The organism is Ruania zhangjianzhongii, assembly GCF_008000995.1.
In the GTDB taxonomy this organism is placed as follows: Bacteria; Actinomycetota; Actinomycetes; order Actinomycetales; family Beutenbergiaceae; genus Ruania; species Ruania zhangjianzhongii.
The window spans coordinates 1111126-1133617 of sequence record NZ_CP042828.1 but is presented as its reverse complement, the minus strand read 5'-3'; the positions used below and the strand labels follow the sequence as shown (position 1 = coordinate 1133617).

Annotated in this window: 21 protein-coding genes; 10 read left to right on the top strand and 11 right to left on the bottom strand. The window is 68.4% G+C overall.

All coding sequences use genetic code 11. From position 1 onward, the window contains the following. Nucleotides 1–46 precede the first annotated feature (46 nt). A complete protein-coding gene (locus FU260_RS05230) occupies nt 47–1093 on the top strand; it encodes a hypothetical protein (RefSeq protein WP_147916099.1) in 1047 nt (348 codons plus the stop codon). On the opposite strand, the gene FU260_RS05225 is transcribed toward FU260_RS05230, so the two are convergent. The 3 genes from FU260_RS05225 to FU260_RS05215 all read right to left on the bottom strand — a co-directional run bounded on the left by FU260_RS05225 (nt 1075) and on the right by FU260_RS05215 (nt 3843). Beyond that, the gene (locus tag FU260_RS05225) at nt 1075–2388 is read right to left on the bottom strand and encodes an exo-beta-N-acetylmuramidase NamZ family protein (RefSeq protein WP_147916098.1); all 1314 of its coding nucleotides are present in this window, start codon (nt 2386–2388) and stop codon (nt 1075–1077) included. The two genes, FU260_RS05230 and FU260_RS05225, sit on opposite strands and share 19 nt — an antisense overlap. 239 nt (nt 2389–2627) lie before the next feature. Continuing rightward, entirely contained in the window at nt 2628–2918 is a 291-nt protein-coding gene (locus FU260_RS05220) for an EthD family reductase (RefSeq protein ID WP_147916097.1), read from the bottom strand. Between the two features lie 43 nt (nt 2919–2961). Further along, the gene (locus FU260_RS05215) at nt 2962–3843 is read right to left on the bottom strand and encodes an SDR family oxidoreductase (protein ID WP_147916096.1); all 882 of its coding nucleotides are present in this window, start codon (nt 3841–3843) and stop codon (nt 2962–2964) included. Nucleotides 3844–3939: 96 nt separating this feature from the next. On the opposite strand from FU260_RS05215, the gene FU260_RS05210 reads away from it, so the two are divergent. Further along, on the top strand, nt 3940–4542 hold the full coding sequence (locus FU260_RS05210; protein ID WP_147916095.1) for a TetR/AcrR family transcriptional regulator: 603 nt from the start codon (nt 3940–3942) through the stop codon (nt 4540–4542). A gap of 49 nt (nt 4543–4591) precedes the next feature. Here the strand turns inward: FU260_RS05210 and FU260_RS05205 are convergent, their stop codons facing one another. From FU260_RS05205 to FU260_RS05190, 4 genes are all read right to left on the bottom strand, one after another. Beyond that, nucleotides 4592–5581: an adenosine deaminase gene (locus FU260_RS05205; RefSeq protein WP_147916094.1), complete on the bottom strand. Its 990-nt coding sequence runs from the start codon at nt 5579–5581 to the stop codon at nt 4592–4594. Nucleotides 5582–5800: 219 nt separating this feature from the next. Beyond that, a complete protein-coding gene (locus FU260_RS24350; RefSeq protein WP_147916093.1) occupies nt 5801–7639 on the bottom strand; it encodes an HNH endonuclease signature motif containing protein in 1839 nt (612 codons plus the stop codon). Nucleotides 7640–7798: 159 nt separating this feature from the next. Further along, nucleotides 7799–8395, bottom strand: coding sequence for a hypothetical protein (locus FU260_RS05195; protein ID WP_147916092.1), 597 nt, complete (start codon nt 8393–8395; stop codon nt 7799–7801). Nucleotides 8396–8472: 77 nt separating this feature from the next. Then, nucleotides 8473–9327, bottom strand: coding sequence for a Vgb family protein (locus FU260_RS05190; RefSeq protein ID WP_147916091.1), 855 nt, complete (start codon nt 9325–9327; stop codon nt 8473–8475). 189 nt (nt 9328–9516) lie between these two features. Between FU260_RS05190 and FU260_RS05185 the strand changes: the two genes are divergently transcribed. After that, nucleotides 9517–9951 (top strand): hypothetical protein, encoded by a 435-nt coding sequence (locus tag FU260_RS05185; protein ID WP_147916090.1) that lies wholly within the window; start codon nt 9517–9519, stop codon nt 9949–9951. Nucleotides 9952–9984: 33 nt separating this feature from the next. On the opposite strand, the gene FU260_RS05180 is transcribed toward FU260_RS05185, so the two are convergent. The 4 genes from FU260_RS05180 to FU260_RS05165 all read right to left on the bottom strand — a co-directional run bounded on the left by FU260_RS05180 (nt 9985) and on the right by FU260_RS05165 (nt 13299). Further along, the gene (locus tag FU260_RS05180) at nt 9985–11223 is read right to left on the bottom strand and encodes an MFS transporter (RefSeq protein WP_235912430.1); all 1239 of its coding nucleotides are present in this window, start codon (nt 11221–11223) and stop codon (nt 9985–9987) included. Nucleotides 11224–11335: 112 nt separating this feature from the next. After that, entirely contained in the window at nt 11336–11659 is a 324-nt protein-coding gene (locus FU260_RS05175; protein ID WP_147916089.1) for a hypothetical protein, read from the bottom strand. Nucleotides 11660–11810: 151 nt separating this feature from the next. Then, nucleotides 11811–12887 carry a DUF3027 domain-containing protein gene (locus FU260_RS05170; protein WP_147916088.1) on the bottom strand — a complete coding sequence of 359 codons (1077 nt, stop codon included), beginning with the start codon at nt 12885–12887 and terminating at the stop codon, nt 11811–11813. Between the two features lie 28 nt (nt 12888–12915). Beyond that, entirely contained in the window at nt 12916–13299 is a 384-nt protein-coding gene (locus tag FU260_RS05165) for a cold-shock protein (RefSeq protein WP_147916087.1), read from the bottom strand. Nucleotides 13300–13400: 101 nt separating this feature from the next. On the opposite strand from FU260_RS05165, the gene FU260_RS24345 reads away from it, so the two are divergent. The 7 genes from FU260_RS24345 (at nt 13401) to FU260_RS05130 (ending at nt 22462) form a co-directional block, all read left to right on the top strand. Continuing rightward, nucleotides 13401–15656, top strand: a complete 2256-nt coding sequence (locus tag FU260_RS24345; RefSeq protein ID WP_147916086.1) for a helicase-associated domain-containing protein — start codon at nt 13401–13403, stop codon at nt 15654–15656. A gap of 32 nt (nt 15657–15688) precedes the next feature. Beyond that, entirely contained in the window at nt 15689–16729 is a 1041-nt protein-coding gene (locus FU260_RS05155; protein ID WP_147916085.1) for an aldo/keto reductase, read from the top strand. A gap of 247 nt (nt 16730–16976) precedes the next feature. Beyond that, entirely contained in the window at nt 16977–18773 is a 1797-nt protein-coding gene (locus tag FU260_RS05150; RefSeq protein ID WP_147916084.1) for a nucleoside-diphosphate sugar epimerase/dehydratase, read from the top strand. Next, complete coding sequence (locus FU260_RS05145; RefSeq protein WP_147916083.1) at nt 18770–19897, top strand: DegT/DnrJ/EryC1/StrS family aminotransferase; 1128 nt, start codon at nt 18770–18772, stop codon at nt 19895–19897. Before FU260_RS05150 ends, FU260_RS05145 begins: the two co-directional genes overlap by 4 nt. After that, the gene (locus FU260_RS05140) at nt 19894–20508 is read left to right on the top strand and encodes a sugar transferase (protein WP_147916082.1); all 615 of its coding nucleotides are present in this window, start codon (nt 19894–19896) and stop codon (nt 20506–20508) included. Before FU260_RS05145 ends, FU260_RS05140 begins: the two co-directional genes overlap by 4 nt. Then, nucleotides 20505–21146 (top strand): NeuD/PglB/VioB family sugar acetyltransferase, encoded by a 642-nt coding sequence (locus FU260_RS05135; RefSeq protein ID WP_147916081.1) that lies wholly within the window; start codon nt 20505–20507, stop codon nt 21144–21146. The genes FU260_RS05140 and FU260_RS05135 overlap by 4 nt, the downstream gene beginning before the upstream one ends. Beyond that, entirely contained in the window at nt 21143–22462 is a 1320-nt protein-coding gene (locus FU260_RS05130) for an oligosaccharide flippase family protein (protein ID WP_268957812.1), read from the top strand. The genes FU260_RS05135 and FU260_RS05130 overlap by 4 nt, the downstream gene beginning before the upstream one ends. Nucleotides 22463–22492: the final 30 nt, after the last annotated feature.

Here is a 22492-nt window from a genome sequence, read left to right as displayed (position 1 = left end):
GCCCTATTCGCGATTAATAGAGTAGCCACTCTGGTAATTTGTGAGCATGCTCCCTCTGCGGCGTCGCCTCGTACCAGTGCTGAGCGTGTTCCTGGTCGCGCCGATCACTGCGGAGTACCTGTCCGCCTACCTCTCCTTCACCGGTGACCTCTGGACGTCACTAGCCACCCTGCTCTTCTTCGCACCCCTCTATGGCGGGGCGGCGTTGCTGATCCGGGAGGCCTCCGTGCGCACCGGGTGCGGCTGGGCCGGGACCCTCGTGCTCGCCGCAGCGTTCGGCCTGGCTATGCCCGGCGTGATCGACCTCGCGCTGTTCGGTGAGGATCGGGCCGATGTGGCGTTCTGGTCGGAGCTGCGCGAACCCACACTGGTCCCCTCACTAGGGTTCAGCGTCTTCCCTGCACTGAGCTGGACACTCGGCCACGTCATGATGAGCATCGGTGCTCCACTCGCCCTGCTGTACGCGTTGGCGCCGGCCCATCGCGGCCGCCCGCTCCTCGGTAAGGTCGGCCTGCCGCTCACGGTCGCCGCAGCGGCTCTGGTCGTGGTGGCGGTGCATCAGGATGGCCGACAGACGTACGGATACACGCCATCGGTCGTCCAGGTGGTCACCGTCCTCGCCGTCGTGACAGTCATCGCGGCACTCACGTTCACCCGACTCGGCGGCCCGGTGACGAGCGCGTCGACTGGCCGCCGCGTCCCAGCGGCTGCGGTGGTCCTGGGGGCGATGGTGCTCAAGGGAACCACGGACCTGTTGCCGCCAACCTGGGCCGGAACGGTGAGCCTGGCCGCCATCGTCGCGATCAGCGGGGCTACCCTCGGCTGGTGCGTCCGCCAAGGCCGATGGGGCGCGCGAGAGATCGGCCTGCTCGGCGCGGGGGTCGTCCTGGCAGGGACGCTCACCGGCTTCGCCACCCCTGTACCCGACGGCGTCACGCACGCAGCAAAGTTCACCCACAGCGGCGTACTTCTCACCCTTGCTGTGGTCCTACTGGTCGTGGTCCACCGGCGGGCTGAGCCCGGTGACGGTCACGGGGCCCCAGCGCCCAGAGCGCCCGGACCCGGTGAGCAGGGTCAGCGCGCGCGCCGGTAGATCAGGTACGGGCGACGCTGCCGCTCGAAGGTACGCTCGTCAGCCATCCAGGACCGGATCATCGACTCAGCCGATGCGCCGCCCTCGAGCAGGCTCTGGAAGCGGCTGGACCCGGTGAGAAGACCGATCCAGCGCCCCGGGTTGTCTCCATCGAGTGCACGCCATCCGAAGTCGTCGTACAGGTCCCGGGCCGCGGTCATCATGTGCGTCGCGACATTGATCGATGAGACCTCGCGGGGGTCGGTGATGTGCACCTGGACGCCAGCGCAGATCTCCCCCTGGTGCTTGGAGAACGTCGGGTTGAAATATGCCTCGCGGAACTCCACCCCAGGGATCTCCCGCTCGTTCAGCGTGGCAGCCCAGCGGTGGTCCGCATACGGCGCACCGATCAGCTCGAACGGACGGGTGGTGCCGCGGCCCTCCGACATGTTGGTGGCCTCGAACATCCCGGTGCCGTAGTAGAGCAACGCCGTGTCCGCCGTCGGCATGTTCGGGCTGGGCATCACAAACGGCAGCTCGGTCTCGGCGAACAACTGCTCGGGTTTCCAGCGCTCGATCTGGACCACCTGCACCTCGTCGAGCGTCGCTCCCCCGGCTTCCTCCAGCAGTTCGCCGTTGAAGAAGCGGGCGACCTCGCCGACCGTCATCCCGTGTGCCTGCAGGATCTTGTCCTTGCCGACACCGGAGGTGTAGCCGTCGGTCATCATCGTGCCGTGGGGCGTGCCACCGACGGGGTTGGGCCGGTCGAGCACGATGAAATCCTTGCCGGTCCTGGCCGCGGCGATCATCGCCTCGTACATCGTCCAGATGTAGGTGTAGAAGCGCACCCCGACGTCCTGGATGTCGAAGACGATCGTGTCGACCCCGGAGTCGTTGAAGAACTGCTCGAACTTGGCGGAGTCCGCACCGTAGGCGTCGTAGACCGTGACGCCGGTGCGCTCATCGACGTAGGTACCTTCCGATTCGCCGGCCTGGGCAGTGCCACGGAAGCCGTGCTCCGGACCGAACACCGCGCCGATGTCCACCCTGCCGGATTCGTGCATGGCGTCCACGATGCTTCTCAGTCCGTCTCGGACGACGCCGGTGGGGTTGGTGATGATGCCGATCCGGCGACCGTTGAAGACCTGCCAGTCATCGGCATGAGCGACATCGGCGCCGGGCAGCACCGTCGGGCCCCGGCCGATGGGCGGAGCGGCGTGGGCGCTGCTAGTGCCTGGCAGCACGGTGGCGGCTGTCGCGACCGCGCCGATGCCGGCGGCGGCCAGCATGCCGCGGCGGGAAACTGAAGGATTCATGATCAACTGCTCCTCGTCCGGCGGGACCCGGTCGGCTGCGACCGGCTCCATCGCCCCTCTGCGATGTAAACTACCTACCTGCTGACCGACAGTGCCGCAAGTCGTTTACGGTGTCAAGATTCAACGTCGACGGTACCTAGCAGACTTCGAGGCGGACCTGCTCAGGATCCGGTCATGAGGGCGCTGTCCGCGTGGCGATCGTCGAGATGTCAGATCAGCTGCGCCAGCAGCCGTCACCCCTATCTGACAACGTCTCCCATGACGACGTCGGGGCGCATGTTGGTGTAGTTGGCGACATCAGCCCTGATCTCGGCACCCTTCTCGGTCATCGCTGCGCCGAACGCCTCGGCGCTCGAGACGAGCGCCCAACCGATCGCCTCGTATGGGCCGCTGGTGATCCTGTCGGCGCCCCAGCTCTGACAGTCGTCGCCGAGGGCGGCGGCGAGCATCGGCATGTGCGTCGACGTGTAGTAGTTCATGTCGAATGTCGACACGTCGGTCTTGGGATAGAGAAAAGTCACCCGGATCATTCGCCGAGTGTCGCATGCTGATCGGGCCGGCCGTCACCCCACGCTACTGACGAACCTTCTGGATCATCTCGACCATCTGTCGATCCCGCTCGGTCTCCGGGGGCATGGCCTCGAGCAGGGCGCTGCAGCGCGCCCGGACCGGTTCTGCCATCAGTCGATCCGGCTGGCAGTAGAGCCGGTCATGGTGGATGGCGTCCAGCACCATGGCACCGACGTCGTCGGGGTCCTGCCCCAACGGTTCGAAGAGGGCCTCGAATCGCTCCAGCTTCTCTCGATAGTCCGAATCCATGGCGTCGGCCTCGGCTGCAGCTGGGTCGAGCCGACGGGTCGTCTCCGCGATCCGGGTGTCGACGAACCCCGGGCTCACCAAAGTCAGACCGATGCCGTACCGCTTCAGCAGGTTGACGATCGCCTCGGAAAGGCCGGTCACCGCGTACTTCGACGCGCAGTACATGAATTGCGCCCCGCCGGTCACGGCGAGCCCGGAGCCCGACGAGGTGTTGACGACATGCGCCGGCCCACCCCGCTCGACCATTCGCGGCACGAACGTCTGCACGCCGTTCACCACACCGCCGAGGTTCACCCCCAGGGTATGGTCCCAGTGCTCGTACTTCATCGTCTCGAGATTCATACCACCCATCCCGCTACCGACACCGGCGTTGTTGCAGAGGACCCGGACGGAACCGAGCTCGCTCTCGGTGCGATCGGCAGCTGCCGCCATCGCCTCGCGGTCACGGACATCGAGGGTGATCGTGATGACCTCGGTCACGTCAGCAAGCTCGCGTTGGGCCTCACGGAGGGCAGCGGCATCGAGGTCGACCAAGGCGAGCCTCGCTCCCTCGGCCGCGAAGGCGCGTGCCATGCCGAGCCCGATACCACTGGCTCCGCCTGTGATGAACGCCGTGCTGTCAGAAACTGTCCGCATCGGACTTCTCCTCGCGTCGAGGTCGCGGGTGGGTGCCCCGCGATTACGGTACAGAGGTGTAGCGAAACCGTAAAGGGGTGTGAGACGGTAGGCGTCATGGCTGGCCGACCGCGTAGTGCAGACGTCGATCGCCGACTTCAGCGCGCAGCCCTGTCGCTCTTCGCGGAGGGCGGGCGAGCGGCGGTGAGCTTCGACCAGGTGGCCCGACGGGCGGGGGCCAGCCGTACCGCGATCTACCGGCGATGGGACACCCGCGAGGAACTGGTCGCCTCCGCCCTGCTGGCCTTTCGCGCCGAGTCCGAAGCAGGCCTGGAAGACTGGGCTGACGGGACGCTCGAGGAGATCCTCGATCTGTTCGTCGCCCGTGCCGCCACAGCTCTCGAGGATGAGTTCGCTCGAAACCTTCTACGTCAGCTGGTGGCGCTCGGCCCCGACGGCAGCGCGATCACCCAGACCTACCTCGTGGAGATGTTCGCTCCCAGGCGCGGGGCCTTCGCCGCCAGGATCAGAGAGGCACAAGACGACGGCCAGATCGATCCCGCCCTCGATCCCGAGCTCATGCAGGACCTGCTCGCCGGTGCCCTGATCCAACGACTGCTACTCTGGGGCGACCTTGCTCCGGATACCGACCCGAAGTCCTACATCGAAGCGGTACTCGAGACCGTGGGGTTCCGCTGCCGAGCCGGTCACTATGGCTAACGACCAGCCGCGATCTCTTCGAGCTCTATGCAATGGCTGACCGGCGAACCTAGCCGACCCGCCAGGTCTCCACCTCACCCAGCAGCTCCGTCTTGCGCGCCTCGCTCGCGAACGACGCACGCACCGAGTTCTCTGCGAGCGCGGCGAGCTGGTCGCGGCCGAGGCCGAACTGCTCGGCGATAGCGGCGTAGTTGTCGTCCACGTAGCCGCCGAAGTACGCCGGGTCGTCGGAGTTGATCGTGACCAGCAGCCCGGCCGCCAGCATCGCGGGGAGCGGGTGCTCGGCCAGGCTGGGCACAGCGCGCAGGCGCACGTTCGAGAGCGGGCACCCGGTCAGCGGGACCTGCTCGCGGACCAGCCGCTGCACCAGGTCCGGATCGTCCATCGACCGGATGCCGTGGTCGATCCGCTCGACACCGAGCAGGTCCAGCGCCTCCCGGACGTACTCCGCTGGCCCCTCCTCCCCCGCATGCGCGATCAGGTGCAGTCCGGCGCTGCGGGCGCGGTCATAGACGTGCGTGAACAGCGAGGGTGGGTAGCCCACCTCGGCCGAGTCGAGGCCGATGCCCAGCAGTGGTGCGTCCATCACGAGCAGATCGTCGAGCACCTCGAGCGCTTCGGCTGCGGGCCGGTCCCGCAGGAACGCGGCGATCAGGCCGGTGCTGATCCCGAACTCGCGCTCGCTCTCGGCGAGCGCGCCGCCTACCCCTTCGATCACCGTCGGCAGCGGCACACCGCGGACCATGTGCGCCTGCGGGTCCACCATGATCTCCGCATGCCACACCCCCGCTTCACGGGCCCGGCGCAGATACGCGCGGGTCAGGTCGGCGAAGTCCTCCTCGGTACGCAACACCTGCATGCAGGAGTAGTAGAGGTCGAGGAATGACTGCAGATCGGTGAACTCCTTCGCCGCACGCAGTTCATCAGGGTCGCGGTAGTCCAGCTCGATCTTGTTCCGCTCAGCGAGCGCAAACACCAGATCGGGTTCGAGGGTTCCTTCCAGGTGCAGATGCAGCTCGGCGCACGGCGGGGTGGTCATCGACCTACCCTAACCACGGCCACCAGGGCGTCACCCAGCCTCAGCCTCACCCCACCTCGGCCGCTTGCAGCAGTGCTCCATGCGCCCCGGCCCACACGCCCAGCTCGGCCAGGCGCACCTGCGTGCAGCCGATGGAAGGTCGCTGTGCTCTGAGCGATCCGCACCGCGGGGTGCACCGTCCACCCGGGAGAACGTGACACGCCGCCGAACACCTCGGCCCTAGAACGGGGGTGGGGTGTCGGGGTGGTGGCTCAGTGGGGTGGTGCTGCCGTCGGGGTTGCGGCGGTAGCGGTGCCCGGTGGGGGTGGTCCATTCGAAGACCCCGGGAGCGGTCTGCTCGAGCTCGAAATCGCCGTGGGTCTTGGCCTGGTGGTCCCGCTGGCACAACGGCCCCAGATTCGCCGGAGCCGTCGCCCCACCCTCGCCCGGGTCGGTGTGGTCCCACGCCTGGGTGTGATCGAGCTGGCACTCGGTCGCCGGGGTGGAGCACCCGGGCCGCACACAAGAGACATCTCGGGCCCGGACATGGTCGGCCAACGCACTCGAGGGCCGATACCGGGTATGACCCAGGTCCAGCAACTGATCGGTGACCGGGTCGGTCACCAACCGGCGCCAAATCCCACCCGCAGCCAACGCACGAGCAGTAGCAGGAGTGATCGGCCCATACCCACTCAGGAACGGCACCGCCTCGCCGCTGATGCTGGGACCCACGTCGATCACAGTCTCACTCGGCATATACCACGGCGCCTCCAGACCAGCCGACACACCCGACCCGGTCTGGTCTGCCGGTCCTGCCGATCCTGCCGATCCTGCCAGTTCTGCCGGTCCGATCCGGCGGCCACCACACGTACACGTCGACCCGGCGCCAGGCACGGGCGCGGGTGCGGGTGCGGGTGCGGGTGCGGGTGGTGCGGTCAGCATCCGGCGCAGCACACCCGCCTCATCACCACAATCAACCCCCGCACCTGGATCGAGATCGGGATCGGGGTTGGCGCGGGCTCCGGTACCGGTGCTGGCCCCGGTACTGGTGCTGGTTCCGGCGTTGGCCTGTGCCGGGGTGTCCGGGATCAGGTGGCTGATCGGGACCGTGACATGAACCTCCGGCTTGCGCCCCTCGCTCTGAGCCAGTGACAGGCCCAAGTGCTTCGGACCCAGATGCCCACTCACCAAAGCCTGAGAACCCACCCCCGCGAGAGCATCGAAGCGCAGCTGGCCCATGGTGCGCGAGTCCCCTTCACGCTTGGCCGCTTTCGCGTGAGCATGCAACGCCTGATCCAACGCAAGCACATCAGCAGCCGGACCCTCGATCGTCATCGCCGCCACCTCATCAGCCAACACCCGCGGCCGACTCACCCGCCGCCGCGCCCGACGCCGCTGCGCACGAGCCTCAGCCTCAGCCGGATCCACAGCGATCAACGCCCGAGCAATATCACGGCGCAACTGCCCCGCAGTCTGCCCCGAAGCCCCCGGCAACACCTCATCCTCCACCGCCATCGCCACCTGCCAAGACGAATCCGCCAACCCATCAGCGATCACCCGCCCACGCCCAGCATCGATCCACCCCCATCGCAGCGCCTCACCCGTATTCACCAGATGAGTACCCCACGCCCGGCCCCGCCGCACCAGATCCCGACACTGCCCCCGCGTCCACCCCAACCGCACCGCCAACTCCTCCGGCGCAGTACACCCCTTCTCCGCATCCATCGCAGTAACCCGACCGGTGTCGGCATCAACACTCTCGACCGCCAACGCCGGCGGATTCATCGACGCCCGCTCCGCAAGCACCCCCGCCGCCTGCGCCCTCACCGCCTCCGCACACGCCGAGATCCGGTTCGCCGCAGCAACCGCCTCCACCAGCGCCCCATCCCCGACCGCGTCCAGATCCAACGCCAGCAACCGCTCCAACAACGCACCACCAGTACCCATCCGCACCAGCTGCTCATCCACGCCCAAACCCTCGAACTCAGTCAACAACCGAGCCATCACCCCCACAGCACCACCCCGCCCGGAGCCCCCATCACCGGAGCCCTCCGAGAAGATATCGATGTCGCCGCCCATAGAACTAGTGTACTATTTCGAACACCCGTACGCTAGAGGGTCGAGCAGAAATGTGGACGAATGCTGCTCGGCGGCGCTGCCACACTGCGGACCGCAGTGCCCTCCACGAAGGCAGACCGCCACCGTGCCGAGCTGCGACCACTCGGCGCGCACCCGCCCTCAGCGATTCATCCGCTCCCGCAACTCGTCAAGCGCCCCCTCCAAAGCGCCAAGCTCCGGATCCACGGCACCCGGGGTGAGGATCGCCGTACGCCGTAGTAACCGCACACCAGCGTGACTGGACCGTTCCTGACGCCACTGCTCGGTGTCGTTGATCGAGGCCGCGACCCCCTCGGTCAACGGTGCCGACTGCGCTGACGTAGCGCCGTCGGCCTCGGTATGCAGCACCGCCTCCTGCAGCCCACCGCTGCGCAACAGCCAGATCTCCCGCACCGTGCGGGCAGTGGCCGGACCTACCTGGCTGCCCACCTCGTCCAGCCGGATGGTCTCGTCCAGCAGTCGGTGGTGCACTCGCCAGCCGCCGAGGCTCAACCGGCGCTCCCGGATGGGCACCCGGATGTCGTCGCCGAAGCCGTAGAAGCCGAACTCCTCCTTGCGCGGAGGCTGTCGCTCCTCCTGCACGGCATAGGAGTCCTCAGGGACTCCGGTGAGCGCGAGGTCGCGGGCGACTTTGCGCCCGTAGGCGAGCACTCGCGTGAACGCCGGCGAGCCGTTGGGGCGGCCGTCGGGCGCCACTGCGTCACTGGTTGCAATCATCTCTGCCTCCACTGATGGCCTCAGCGGAAGTGTCCCACGTCACACACAGCTGTGCAGGTGGGCGCGCGGTGGCCTGGTCAGCCAGCAGCGATGTGCGCGAGAGACCCGGCTTGGAGCGCGACCCAGGCGGACCCATCGGCCGCGATCGCCACGCCGTGTGGTTCGCCACCGGTAGTGAAGTGCACCTCGTCGACGATGCGGCCCTGCCGGTCGAGCCTGACCGCGGAACTGCTCGCCCACAGCGTGGCCCAGCAGCCGCCGTCGCTGGTGGTGGCGACGGCGTGCGGCTTGCTGGACCGGTCGGGCAACGGGAACTCCTCGATGGCTCCGTCGATGCCGATGTGCCCGATCTGGCCGGCTCCGATCTCAGCGAACCAGGCGCCGTCCGGGCTGGCGCAGATACCGACGGGTGCGCCGTCGGCGGTGGGCAGCTCGTAGGTCGTCAGCGCGCCGGTCAGGGAGAGGGTGCCCACGGCGTTGGCCTGGTTCAGCGTGAGCCAGAGCGTGCCGTCGGCACCTGCGGAGAGGAGCGAAGGCATGCTGCCGGCGGGCACCGGGAACTCCTCCGCGTGCCCATCGGCGGTCATCCGTCCGACGCGGTCCCCGTCGACAAGGGTGTACCAGAGCGTCTGCTCGGGTCCGGCGCAGATGCCATAGGGCGTCGCGCTGGTGGTGAGCGGATGCGAGGAAATCGTGCCGGCGTGATCGATGTGGCCGAGGAACCCGTCTCCGCGGCTGAACCACAGGTCGCCGTCGGTCCCGCTGGTCAGCACCATGGGCCGGCTCTGCGGCGAGTCCAGCTCTATCCGGGCAGAGCGGCCGTCCGGGTCCAGGCGCACCAGCTCACCGCCGGGAACGAGACTGGTCCACACGGCGCCGTCGGCTGCGATACCGACCCCGTACGCACCCGGTCCGACCTCATGTTCAGTCACTCGCACGGCTACTTCCTCTCCGGCCCGATCGCGCCTTCTACCCCAGACAAGATCGGGGTCCGCGCGCCCCAGGTCAACGGGATTTCAGCCGAGCACCCTCGGACCCACGATCTGACCTCACACCACGGGGCCGTCCGCCGTCTGCCATAGGAGCGGACAGAAGACCAGATCCGTACCCAGGAGGAGCCCATGACTCGCAACCCGTTCGGCGTGCAAGACGTCCCTGACCCGGATGGTGCCGACGTGAAGGAGTTCGCCCGAAACGTCCGGCTGACCGGGCCGGCCACCGACGACAATGCACCCACCTGGGCCGATCCGATCACCTATGCTCCCGGGAGCATCGCGGGTAGGTGGTCCAGCCGGTGGTACAGCGATCGTCTGGCTTGGCGGCGGGGTCACGCCCGACTCAGCGTGGCCTCGCGCACGATCTACCTCTGGTTCGACTGGGACGACGGGGCGTGCCAGGGGCTGATCGAGGCGCGAGACAACGGTGATCGGTGGCTGGTCGGTCGCTACCTCAACCTCAGCGCACCGGAGATCACCCGGCCGTGGGTCGGCCTCATCGTGAACCACACGCGCATCGACGGCGCACACACCGGTGGCCGCATCGACTTTCGGCGGTGAGGGTGCTCGCCGCGCGTCCCGGCCAGTATCCAGTCAGTGTCCGGTCAGTCCAGCCCGACGGCGGGTGGTGGCGTTGGCATGGTCGGTCCAGCGGGGCACCCATCGCCACAGCGCCGCAGCAGCGAGCACGCCGATGCCGCCCATCGCCATGATCCCGGCCCCGAGCGAGCCGAGAGCGGCACCGAGGGAGACTCCCAGCGGGCCGCCGGCGTTGCCGGTATCGCCGAACAGTCGCCAGATGCCCAGGTACTGGGCGCGGGCGTGCTCCGGTGCGGTATCAGCCCCGAGAGTCATCAGGATCCCGGACCCGATGCCGTTGCCGATCCCCAGCACGAGGGCCACGGTGATCACAGCGGGCAGCGACTGGGTGAACGGCAGCAGCACCATCGCCACGGTCATCACCAGCATCGACGGCACGGCCACCCACAGCCGGCCCAGCCGGTCCATCACCTTGCCGGCCGGGTAGAACAGCAGCATGTCCACCGCGCCGGCGAGGCCGAACACCAGGCTGGTGGTGGCCGGGGCGTAGTTGAGGTGCTCGGTCCACAGCGGCAGCACGGTCTGCCGGGCGCCGCGTACCGCCCCCACCAGCAGCACGGCGATGCCCAGGGTGGTGAAGATGCCGCGAAAGTCACGCAGCACCTGCAGCGTGGAGATCCGCGGGCGCGGGGTGGCGCCCGATCCGTCGTGGTCCTTGCCCTCGGCCGGCACCACGAACCAGACCACCAGCGCGGAGATCAGCGAGGTGGCCACGCCGAGCCAGTAGGACGGGGCCGGCCCACCGGCCCCGTGCACCAGGGCGGCACCGGCGAACGGGCCGATGAACAGGCCGATCCGGGCGACCCCGCCGAGCGCGGACATCGCCCGGGCCCGCCGCATCGGCGCGATCACCTCGGTCAGGTGCGCCTGCCGGGCCAAGCCGTACACCGAGTTCGTGGCTCCGGTGAGCAGGACCGCCACGGCAAGCGTGGCCAGGTTGGGCGCGAGCGCACAGCCGGCCAGGGCCAGCATCGCCACCAGCGAGGAGGCGATCATCGCGCTCCGGTCCCCCAGGCGCGCGGCGAGAACCCCGGCGGGCACATCGGCGATGATCTGGCCGACCGGGACGAGGGCCACCAGGAGCGCTGCACCAGCAGCACCGGAACCGAGCCCCACAGCACTGACCGCGATCATCGGCGTCATCGCACCGATCCCGATGCTGAACAGCAGCGACGGCAGATAGACCCCGGGGATCAGCGGGCGTAGTGAGGTGTACTGCCCAGACACGCTCACCGACTCATCACGGCCGCCATGATGCCAGAGGGCCTGGACAGGCAGATGGCCGCGTCCGACTCACGGACGCGGCCATCTGTGACAGCTGCGGGGAAACTCGGCCGAGCCGGACTCAGATGAGTTCGTCGCCCCAACCGAGGGTCTGGTAGCCGCCACCGCCGTTGATCAGCTCGTCGCCCCAGCCCAGTGCCTGGTTGCCACCACCACCGTTGATCAGCTCGTCGCCCCAGCCCAGTGCCTGGTTGCCACCACCACCGTTGATCAGCTCGTCGCCCCAACCCTGAACCTGCGAGCCGCCGGGGTTGAGCTGGATGAGCTCGTCACCCCACCCTGCTGTGGTGGATGCGGATGCTCCCGGTGCCATCAGTAGCACCGCGCACACCGCACCGCCGGCAACCGCTGCCCATCGGGCCCGACGTGTCATCTTTTCGCTCATATTCTCTCGGCTCCTTAGCCAGTAGTCCCCCGAGAGACGGGTCCTTCACACTGTAGCGGAGCACATCGCAGACCGCCCGTGCAGGATCCGGCTCTACGGCCGATACGTGGAGGTACCACGCACTCGGGATTATACGGCGAGATGGCGCCGATCAGGAGTGATTCGAGGAACCTTCAGCCGGTGGGTGACCGGCCTCAGCGGGCGCGTCTGCGGCCGGCGTCTCGGCGGCGTCCGCGGTGCTCTCGGCAGCATCCGCGGTGCCCTCGGCGGCGGCGTCGATCGCCGTGCCCCCAGCATCGTTCGTGGCCGGCGTCTCGGCGTCAGCTTCAGCGCCTTCGGCGGCCGGCGTCTCCGCGGCATCCTCACCGCTGCCCGCGTCATCAGCCGCACCCGGCTCCGGCTCCGGCTCAGCCTCCGGCGCGGCACTCGCCTCCGGCTGCGCACTCGACTCAGGCTCCGGCTGCGCCAGCACCTCGAGATCGAACTCGTTCAGGTGCAGGTCCGGCTGGTCCCACTCGTGCCCGTCCTCCGGCACATCGGTCTCGGAGTGCGCACCGCAGCCATGGTCCAGTGCGACCACTTTGCCATCGTCGGGCGACCACTCGTTCGCGCAGACGCCGAACACGGTGCCGAGCGATCCGGCGAGCGGCACGATGAAACCGCAGCTCGCGCAGGACGCTCCCGCGGCCTTTGCTCCAGCCGTGTCCGGCCCACGGGAGCCTTCGTGCCAACGGGTGGCTGCGGCGTCGATCGCCTTGCGGTTGAGCACCCGGTCCCGGCCGAGGCCGAGCTCCCGCAGCGCCAGGTGATCGGTCTCCTCGTCGCCGGTACCGGCGACCCACCCCGGCTCGAGCCGGTCGTCGCCGGGCACGTAGGGCAGCCGGTCCGTGGGGCCGAGGTCACCCGGTGCGAGCCGTTCGGCCCACGGCAGCCAGGCCGGAGCGGTCAGCGACTCATCCCCCGGCAGCAGCCCGGACTCGCACACGGTCGCGTTCCGGGAGCGCGGGATCCGGGACAGGCTCACATACCAGCGCCATCCCCGGTAGCCGGGTGCGGTCGCAGCGAAGTAGTGGGTGCCGAGGCGTTCGGCCTCCAGGGCGAAGCCGAGGTGTTCGCCCACCTGCTCCTCGCCCAGGGCGGCGCGCGCCAGCTCCACGGCTCCCTCGAGCACACTGTCACCGGTCAACTTACGTCCGGCGGCCGGGCGGGTAGCTGCAGCGGCGCTCATGCACCACACTCCTTGCTCTTACTCATAGTCAGGCGTCGAACTCGTCGGCGACCACACGCAGCAGCCGCGCCAGCTTGGCGGACTCTTCGCGGTCGGGGTAGCGGCCGGCCCGCAGCCGGTTACCGGCGCGGTCGAGCAAACGGATGAGGTCTTCCACGATCGGTCCCATGTCCTCGGCCGGGCGGCGCTGAGCGCGCACCACCGACGGTGCGGGGTCGAGGAGCGTCACGGACAGGGCTTGCGGGCCACGGCGGCCGTCGGCCACACCGAACTCCACCCGGGTGCCCGGCCTCGGGGCGGGTGATCCTTCTGGCAGCGCGGAGGCATGCAGGAAGACTTCGCCGCCGTCGTCCGCGCCGATGAACCCGAAGCCGCGGTCGGCGTCGAAGAACTTGACCTTGCCGGTGGGCACGAGGATTCCTGACTTTCTGTCGTGGGGAGGGGAAACGCTGACGCACGCAGTGCGCCTGCGCACCAGTTTACTGCAGATGGCGCCGTCGTAGACTAGTGCGGATGCCCAGCCGAACTCCCACCGCAGGGTCCTCACCCGATCTCGCCGAGGCGGTGCGGACCTGGGATGACGAACGGCTGGACCACCTGCTGCGCCGCCGCCCCGACCTGGCCCGGCCGGCGCCGTCGTCGTTGACCGCGCTCGCCTCCCGCGCCGGAGCGCGGGCCTCGGTCTCCCGGGCGCTGACCACCCTGGACGCCCCCACCCTGGGCGTGCTGGAGACGATCGTGGTGCTGGCCGAGTCGCGGCCACCGACCCGTGCCGACGTCGAGGCCGCTGGTAGCCAGGACCCGACCGAGCAGGTGGCCGAGCTCGTCCAGCTCGCCCTGGTGCTCGAGACCGGTGACCAACTGACCCCGGTTCCGGTGCTGCGCGAGACCCTGGGCCCGCACCCGCTCGGACTCGGACCGCGCCTGGCGGACCTGGGCGTGCCACCGGCGGAAGGGTGGCCCACCACCCCGCGAGCCGTACGCTCGGCTCTGGCGAAGGCTCCCGAACCCGCCCGTCGAATGCTCGAAGCGCTCACCTGGGGGCCGCCGGTGGGCACCGTCTCCCACGACATCCCGCCCGGTGCACGCTGGTTGCTGGACAATCACCTCCTGGTGCGGACCTCTGCCACCGAGCTGGTGCTGCCACGCGAGGTGGCGCTCGCCGCCCGCGGCGCCCGGCTGACTCCGGCGGTCCCGCCGGCGGCGCCTCTACCGGAGGCGCCGGTGCGGGCCCCCGAGACCGTCCTGGCGGAATCGGCGCGCGCCGCCGAGGAGATCCTGGACCAGATCGAGGCGCTGGTCCGCAGCTGGCGAACCCGCCCCGTTCCGGTGCTGCGCTCCGGCGGGGTGGGGGTACGCGAGCTGCGTCAGCTCGCCTCGTCTTTCCAGCTCACGACGGCGGAGCTCGCCCTGGTCGTCGAGCTCACCGCAGCGCGCGGGCTGCTCGGGCACCGGATGGATGAGGACGGCTCCTGGTGGACCGCCACGGTGGATGCCGAGGACTGGGCGGTGACCGACCTGGCGCAGCGCTGGGCGGAGCTGGTGCTGGGTTGGACGGACTGGGCGCGTACGCCCTGGCTGGCCGGCACCCGCACCGAGCGCGGTGTGCTCCGTGCTGCGCTGGAACCGGACCTGGAGCGGCACTGGGCGCCGGTGCTGCGCCGCCGGGTGCTGGCCGCGCTGGCCGCCTGGCCGGAGAACTCCGCACCCAGTGCGGAACAGGTCCGCACCCATCTCGGCTGGTACACGGCCAAAGCGGTGCCGCCGCTGCCGGCGGTGCAGGCGATCCTCGCCGAGGCCGCTGCCCTGGGGCTGACCGGCGCCGGCGGGCTCACCCCGGCGGGACGGTTGCTGCTCCAGGATGCCGACCCGGCCACGTTGGCCGCAGCGATGGCGGAGGCTATCCCCCCAGCAGTGGCGGAGATGATCATCCAAGGTGACCTCACCGCCGTCGTGCCGGGGCGCCCTTCGGCGCAGCTGCGTGAGCTCGTGGACCTGGTGGCCGATGTGGAGAGCCGCGGTCCCGGGATGACCGTGCGGTTCTCGGCGGACTCGGTCCGCCGCGCGCTGGACAGCGGCACCGACGCCGACGAGCTGCTCGACCGGCTCCGTGCCGCCTCGCTCACGCCACTGCCGCAGCCGCTGGAGTATCTGGTGCGGGACGTGGCCCGCTCGCACGGCGCGGTCCGGATCGGCGGGGTGGGGGCGTATCTGCGAGCGGAGGACCCGTCGGCGCTGGCCCGGGTGGTCGCTCACCCGGGGCTGGCCCATCTGGGGCTGCAGGCGATCGCCCCCACCGCGCTGGTGGCCCGAGCCGGGGCGCGGGAGGTGAGCGAGGCGCTGGCGGAGGCCGGACTGACCGGTGTGCTCGAGGGGCCGGACGGCCAGCCGCTGACCCTCCCGGCCACGGTGCGGCCGGCGGTCCGGGCGGTGCGCCCGGGTCAGCCCCGCGGCGATGAAGCTGAACCGGCAGAACAGGTGATCGCCCAGATGCGTGCCGGTGAACGGCGTGCCCAGGACCTGCTCCGGTCCCGGAACGAGGAGCCCGGAGCGCCGGCGGACACGCTGGAGGCGCTCCGGCTGGCGGCCTCCCGGGGTGGCAGCGTGGAGCTGGTGATGGCCGGTGCGCAGGGTGGGGTGCAGTCCCGGGTGGTGCGCCCGCTGACGGTCGACTCCGGACGGATCCGGGTCCTGGATGTGCGCCGGGACGCGGAGATCACTGTCGCCGCGCACCGGATCGCCGCCGTCCGGCCGGTGGCTACCGGCTGAGCAACCGCTCTCTGGTGTGCCAGGATCGAGACATGGACCCTCTCACCCCGAATACCGATCTGTACAACGTCACCTATCAGGCGCACGACTACCAGTCGATGCCCTACCGGTACCTGGGCCGCAGTGGCCTGCAGGGCCCCGCGATCGGGCTGGGCACCTGGAAGTTCGGGTTCCCGGACACCGGCGACGGCGCCCGGATCGATCCCGAGGGTGCCGCCGAGATCATGGACCGCGCCTGTGAGCTCGGCGTGATGTTCTGGGACACCGCGAACCGGTACAACGCGGCCTCGGGTAACTCCGAGCGGCTGATCGGCCGCTGGCTGGCCGACCACCCGGAGCGCCGCCGGGACGTGGTGCTGGCCACCAAGACGCACGGCGGGATGGACGGCTGGACGCCGAACCACGCGGGGCTGTCCCGACTGCAGATCGTCGAGTCGGTGAAGGCCTCCCTGGAGCGGCTGCAGACGGACTACCTGGATGTGCTCTGGTTCCACCGGTTCGACGAGCAGGTGCCGCTGGAGGAGAGCCTGGAGACTGTGGAGGACCTGGTCAGCCAGGGCGTGGTGCGCTACCTCGCCGTCTCCAACTTCACCGCCGCGCAGCTGAGCGAGTGCCTGCGGGTCAGCGAGACCCTGTCCCGCCGGACCCGGCCGATCGCGGTGCAGAACAGGTTCGACCCGCTGAACGGCGAGAGCCTGCCCGGGGTGCTGGACCTGTGCGCCCGCGAGGGCGTTTCCTTCGTGCCCTACTCCCCGCTGGCTCAAGGTCTGCTCACCGAGCGCTACCTCGACCCGGACAAGGTGGGCCCGGGCGACCGGCTCTTCGACGAGGGCAGCTTCGCCGGTATCGCGGAGGAGAAGCTCGCTGCCGTGCGCAAGCTCGGCGAGCTGGCCCGGGACTGGGAGGTCAAGGTCAGCACGCTGACCCTCGCCTACATCCTCACCCTGGACGGGATGGGCACGCAGATCCCGAGCTCCTCCAGCGTGGCTCAGCTCGAGGACAACGCCGCCGCCGGCACTCTGGAGCTGACCGAGGAGCAGGTGGCTGCGCTGAAGGAGATCTTCGTTCGGTAGGGCTGCGCCCAGGCGCAGACCCCCGAGGGGTGCTGCCGGGCACCGTCATGCACTGAGCCGACCACCCTGAACGACCCACCGGAGTCGGCAGGCCGCGTTCACTGCTTCACAGCTCCCCGGGGTGCTCTGCTGTTCACCTCACCCATCGGCCACCCGCGCCGGTCCGCGTCGATGGCCAGACGTGCGAACAGGCGAGCATCCCGGGGAGTTGTTAGCGTGACGGCTACCACGGACTCTCTCGGGGGAGATGATCACGGTGACAGCGGAGGAACGCGGAACCGTTTTCGAACGGCCGTTGACGCGAAGGATGCTCAAAGCGCTCTGGGACTGCTTCAGTTGGTTCTGCGCCATAGTCGCTGTGGCCGGGGTGCGGTACACGTTCGAGCTCGAAGTGATGCGTTGGAACGCCATCGCGCTCTACCTGCTGGCCGCGTGTTTCCTGCAGCTCGTGGTGGGACTGCTGCTCAAGCTGTACCAGGGCCGCTACCGCACGGCAAGCTTCGACGAAGTCCCCGCGGTCGCACTGACCACGCTGATCGTGGGCGCGAGCCTCGCCGTCGCTTTTCTGCCCGCGGGACTGGATGCCCTGCCCCGCGGAATCGCTATTCTCGCGCCACCCATCGCGCTGCTCTCGATGGCCGCCGGTCGCCTGACCTGGCGACTGTGGTATCGACAGTCGCACCACAACGTCACCGGCACCGACCGGGTCCTCATCTATGGTGCCGGTGATGCCGGGCACCAGCTCCTCAGGCTGATCCACACGCACGAGGACTCCCCCTTCCACGTGATCGGTCTCGTGGACGACAGCCCCACGAAACGCCACCTGCGGTTACTCGGGGTGCCGGTCCTCGGCCAGGGCGGGCAGCTGCCGGAGCTGATCGAGAAGCACGAGATCGATACGGTGATCCTGGCGATCACCCGCGCGGACACTGCCCTGATCAACGATGCGGCAGCCGCCGTGGAGAACGCCGGCGCCCGGTTCCTCGTGCTCCCCCCGGTCTCCGAGCTCATCAACGGGCGGGTCCAGCTCAAGGATGTGCGCGAGGTGGACATCACAGACATCCTCGGCAGGCACCAGGTGGAGACCAATCTCGATGAGATCGCTGGTTACCTCACTGGGCACTGCGTACTGGTCACCGGCGCCGGTGGCTCGATCGGCTCCGAGCTGGCGCGCCAGCTGCATCGGCTCGGCCCGAGAAAGCTGGTCCTGCTCGACCGGGACGAGTCCGCCCTGCACAGCGTGCAGTTGTCCATCTACGGCCAGGGCCTGCTGGACAGCGAGGACATCGTCCTTGCCAACATCCGCGATCGGGACGTGATCGACGAGGTGTTCGCGATGCACAAGCCCGACGTCGTCTTCCACACTGCCGCGCTGAAGCACCTGCCTCTGCTGGAACGCTTCCCCAACGAGGGCTGGAAGACCAACGTGCTCGGCACTTTGAACGTGCTCGAGGCTGCCCAGCGTCACGGTGCGGTCCGGGTCGTCAACATCTCCACGGACAAGGCGGCCAGCCCGACCAGTGTGCTCGGCACCACCAAGCGCACTGCCGAGCAGTTGACGGCCTGGTACGGGGCCCACTCCCCCGGTACCTACATCTCCGTCCGGTTCGGCAATGTGCTCGGCTCCCGCGGATCGATGCTGCACACCTTTACCACTCAGATCGCAGCAGGGGGGCCGGTCACCGTCACCCATCCCGAGGTCACCCGCTACTTCATGACCATCCCGGAGGCGTGTGAGTTGGTGATCCAGGCCGGCGCCATCGGCGCCGACGGAGAGGTACTGGTGCTGGACATGGGCGAACCGGTACTCATCCTTGACGTCGCCCGCCGACTGATCGACAACGCCCAGGCAGAGGTGGACATCGTGTTCACTGGGCTTCGGACCGGTGAGAAGATGCACGAGATCCTGTTTTCCGAGAACGAAGCCGGAGAGAAGCGGCAGCACCCGATGATCAGTCACGTCTCGGTACCACCGGTCGACCCAGAGGACCTCGCCCTCCTGGCAGCCTTCGGCTCGACCAGCGAGAGCGCCGGTAGTCGATGAGCCGCATCCTGCTCTCCACGCCCGATATCACCGAGACGGAGGAGGAGTACATCCTCGACGCGATCCGGTCCGGCTGGGTCGCACCGCTGGGCCCGCATGTGGACGCGTTCGAACGCGAGGTGGCCGAGCGCATCGGCGTGAGGCACGCACTGGCCCTCTCCTCCGGCACTGCGGCCTTGCACCTGGCGCTGATCCACCTTGGCGCTCGGCCCGGCACTGTGGTGGTCCTGCCGAGCATGACCTTCGCTGCCTCGGCCAACGCCGTGGTCTACACCGGTGCGGAGCCCGTCTTTGTGGACAGCCTGGCTGAGGACGGCAACGTCGACCCTGGGCCGCTACTTGACGCAGTAGACACGCTGCAGGCCGAGGGCCGCGAGGTCGTGGCCGCGATGACCGTGGATCTGTTCGGCCGCACTTGCGACTACTCGACGATTGAACCGGCACTTGCGGAGCGCGGTGTCTCGTTGCTCGAGGACGCTGCCGAGGCATTCGGCGCGATCTATCAAGGTCGGGCCGCAGGCTCCTTCGGTCACGCTGCCGTGCTGTCCTTCAACGGCAACAAGATCATGACCACCTCCGGCGGCGGAATGCTCGTCAGCAACGATCGCGATCTGATCGCTCACGCCCGTAAGCTCTCCACTCAAGCTCGTGAACCGGTGCCGTGGTACGAGCACGAGGAGGTCGGCTACAACTACCGGTTGTCCAACCTGCTCGCGGCGTTGGGGCGCGGCCAGCTCTCCCGACTAGATGCGATGATCGCTCGACGGCGGGCGATCCGCCGAACCTACGTGCATGAGCTGTCTCAGCTACCTGCGCAGTTCCTTGGGAGCGACGGCGCCGACGAGCGCGATAATTGTTGGCTCACCACGCTCACTGTCGACGATCGGTCTACCGACGTGACGGAATTGATCCGGTCCCTCAGCGAGGACGGGATCGAGGCAAGGCACTTGTGGAAACCCATGCACCTTCAGCCAGTCTTTGCCTCAAAACGGTTCTTCGGGTCAGACATCGCCGCAGGACTCTTCACCCGGGGGATCGCGCTGCCGAGTGGCTCAACTCTGACCGATGACGACCTCACCAGGGTTCTGCACTCCATCCGGGCGAACCTGGCGGCGAAAGCATGAGTTACCGAGGAAAGCGCGCGGTCGACGTAGCGGTCGCGGTACCTGCCCTCGTCGTCACTCTGCCCCTGACCTTGGCGGGCGCGATAGCGGTCCGAGTCACGATGGGAGCTCCCGCCTTCTTTCGCCAAGCACGGCCCGGGCTACACGGCAGACCGTTCACGATGCTGAAGCTGCGGACTATGCACGCAGTAGATCCCGCCTCCGAAAGAACCGACGATGCGTCCCGACTGACAAGAGTGGGGCGCGTCCTCAGAGCGAGTAGCGTGGACGAACTACCCACCCTCGTCAACGTGATCCGCGGCGACATGAGCCTCGTCGGCCCTCGCCCTCTGCTGATGCAATACCTTGGCGAGTACACGCCCGAACAGGCACGTCGGCACAACGTACGGCCAGGACTGACGGGACTTGCGCAGGTGAGGGGGCGCAATTCGATCAGCTGGTCCGAACGCTTCGCCCTCGATCTTGCGTACGTCGATCATCACGACCTGCGCCAAGATCTCAGCATTTTGCTCCTCACCGTGCTGCGAGTGCTGCAGCGACGGGGCATCACGGCAGATGGTGAAGCGACTGTGCCCGTCTTTCGCGCCGAGTCAGGTCCACCGCACTCATGACCGCGCACCCCTTGGTGATCGTCGGCGCCGGCGGCTTCGGACGCGAGGTGGTCGAGATCGTCCGAGCCGTGAACAGGGTGCGCCCGTCGTGGCGGCTGTTGGGCGTAGCCGACGATGCGCCCTCGGCCGAGTCACTCGAATCGCTCGAGCGTTCCCGGACTCGGTTTCTCGGTGCAGTAGATGCCAGTCTCCATGCGGTGGGTGCCGCAACCGATGTGATCATCGCCGTCGGTGACCCGCAGCTGCGAAGTCAGATCGTGAGACGACTACCGCAAGCAGCCTCATATGGCACTGCGATCCATCCGGACGCCACAGTCGCCGAGAGTGTTCAGATCGGTGCTGGTTGCGTTGTTGCAGCAGGCGCCCGGCTCAGCGTCGACATCACCCTCGGTGACCATGTGCAGGTCGATCAGAATGTCACGATCGGACACGACTCGACGGTGGGATCCTTCACCAGGCTCAATCCTGCTGCGTGCCTATCTGGTGGCGTGCAGATCGGTGAGTCCTGTTACATCGGAGCAAATGCGACAGTGCTGCAGAATCTCCATCTGGAACCGCATGCCACCATAGGCGCCGGTGCTGTGGTCGTACGGGATGTGGCCCGGCACACGACGGTCAAGGGGGTGCCTGCTCGGTGAACGCCCGGCGCTCGCGGCATACGAACGTCCCGAGCCGACTTCCCCTTGTCCACCGGTCCCGCCCTGCACCGGGCCGAGTCCCTGACGTCGAAGACCATCCGGAGCCAAAGGAGCCTGACTCCGGCAGTCCTCGCGCTATCGCGCGCGTCACGCTGTCTCGTTATCTCGCTATGGGGCTGTCGGTGCTGGTCGGCGTCATGCTCGCACGGTCGATGGTTCCGGCGGATCGTGGCATCTACGCCGTGGCGCTGACATTGACGGCGGTCCCGGCGATCGTCGTCAGCGCCGGCCTCGAGACGGCCGCCTTGCGCACCGCGAACCGCGATCAGCGCGCCGAGGTTTTCGGCCTCATCATGCGGCGTCTCATCATCATCGCCACGATCGTCCTCGTCCTCGTCACCGCTGCTCTCCTCATCCCGTTCAGCGTCCTGGGGCTCAGCAGGTGGCACCTGGTCATCTGCCTCGTCTCGATCCCACCGGTGGTGGCCGTTCAGCTCTACGGCAACGCGATTCTGGGACTGCGGCGCTGGCGGGCCTGGGTGGTGGCCACGCTCATGAACGCCGTCATCTACCTCCTGGCGTCCGCGCTGATCGCCGCCACCGGACACGCAGGCGTCGCGCCCTATCAGTTGGCTTTTCTCACCGGATACCTGGTAGCGCTCGTCTGCCTCGTGCGAGTGGTCCGTCACCAGCCGCACGACCGGCGCACCAACCGCACGTCAGCTGTAGTGCACACAGCCTCACGAACCCGCGCTATCACCATCTCGCAGGCGCTTTTCATGCGATTGCAGGTGCCACTGCTGCAGGCGTTGTCGGGCACAGCTGCCGTGGGACTTCTCGCCGTGGCTTCCCCCGTTGCCGACCTCCTGCTCGTGCTGCCGGTCGCAGCCGGAACAGTGCTACTGCCCCGGTACTACAGCTCCGACACAACGCCCACGGCGGTGCGCCGCAGTGCCCTCCGGATTGCAGCCCTCACTGCAGCCGTCGGGGCGCTGGCCGCGGTGACGGCACCATGGCTCGTGCCCTTGCTTTACGGCGCCGACTACTCCAGCGCCGCACTGGTGCTCCAGATCATGGTGCCGGGGGTCGTCCTCTTCTCCTATGCGCGAGTGCTGCAGAGCTATCTCGTCTCGCGCTCGCGCTACCGCCTAGTGCTGTGGGCGAGCGTGCTCTCCGTCATCACGAGCGTCCTCGTGCAGTGCGCCGCAAGTCCGGCGCTCGGGCCTGTCGGCGGCGCACTGGCGGTTTCTGCGGGCTACGCGACGATGTTCGTGGTCATCTGCACTCCGCGCCTACGGGCGGAGGAAGCCACGTGAGTGCCGGTACGGAATTGCTGCAAGGCTCGC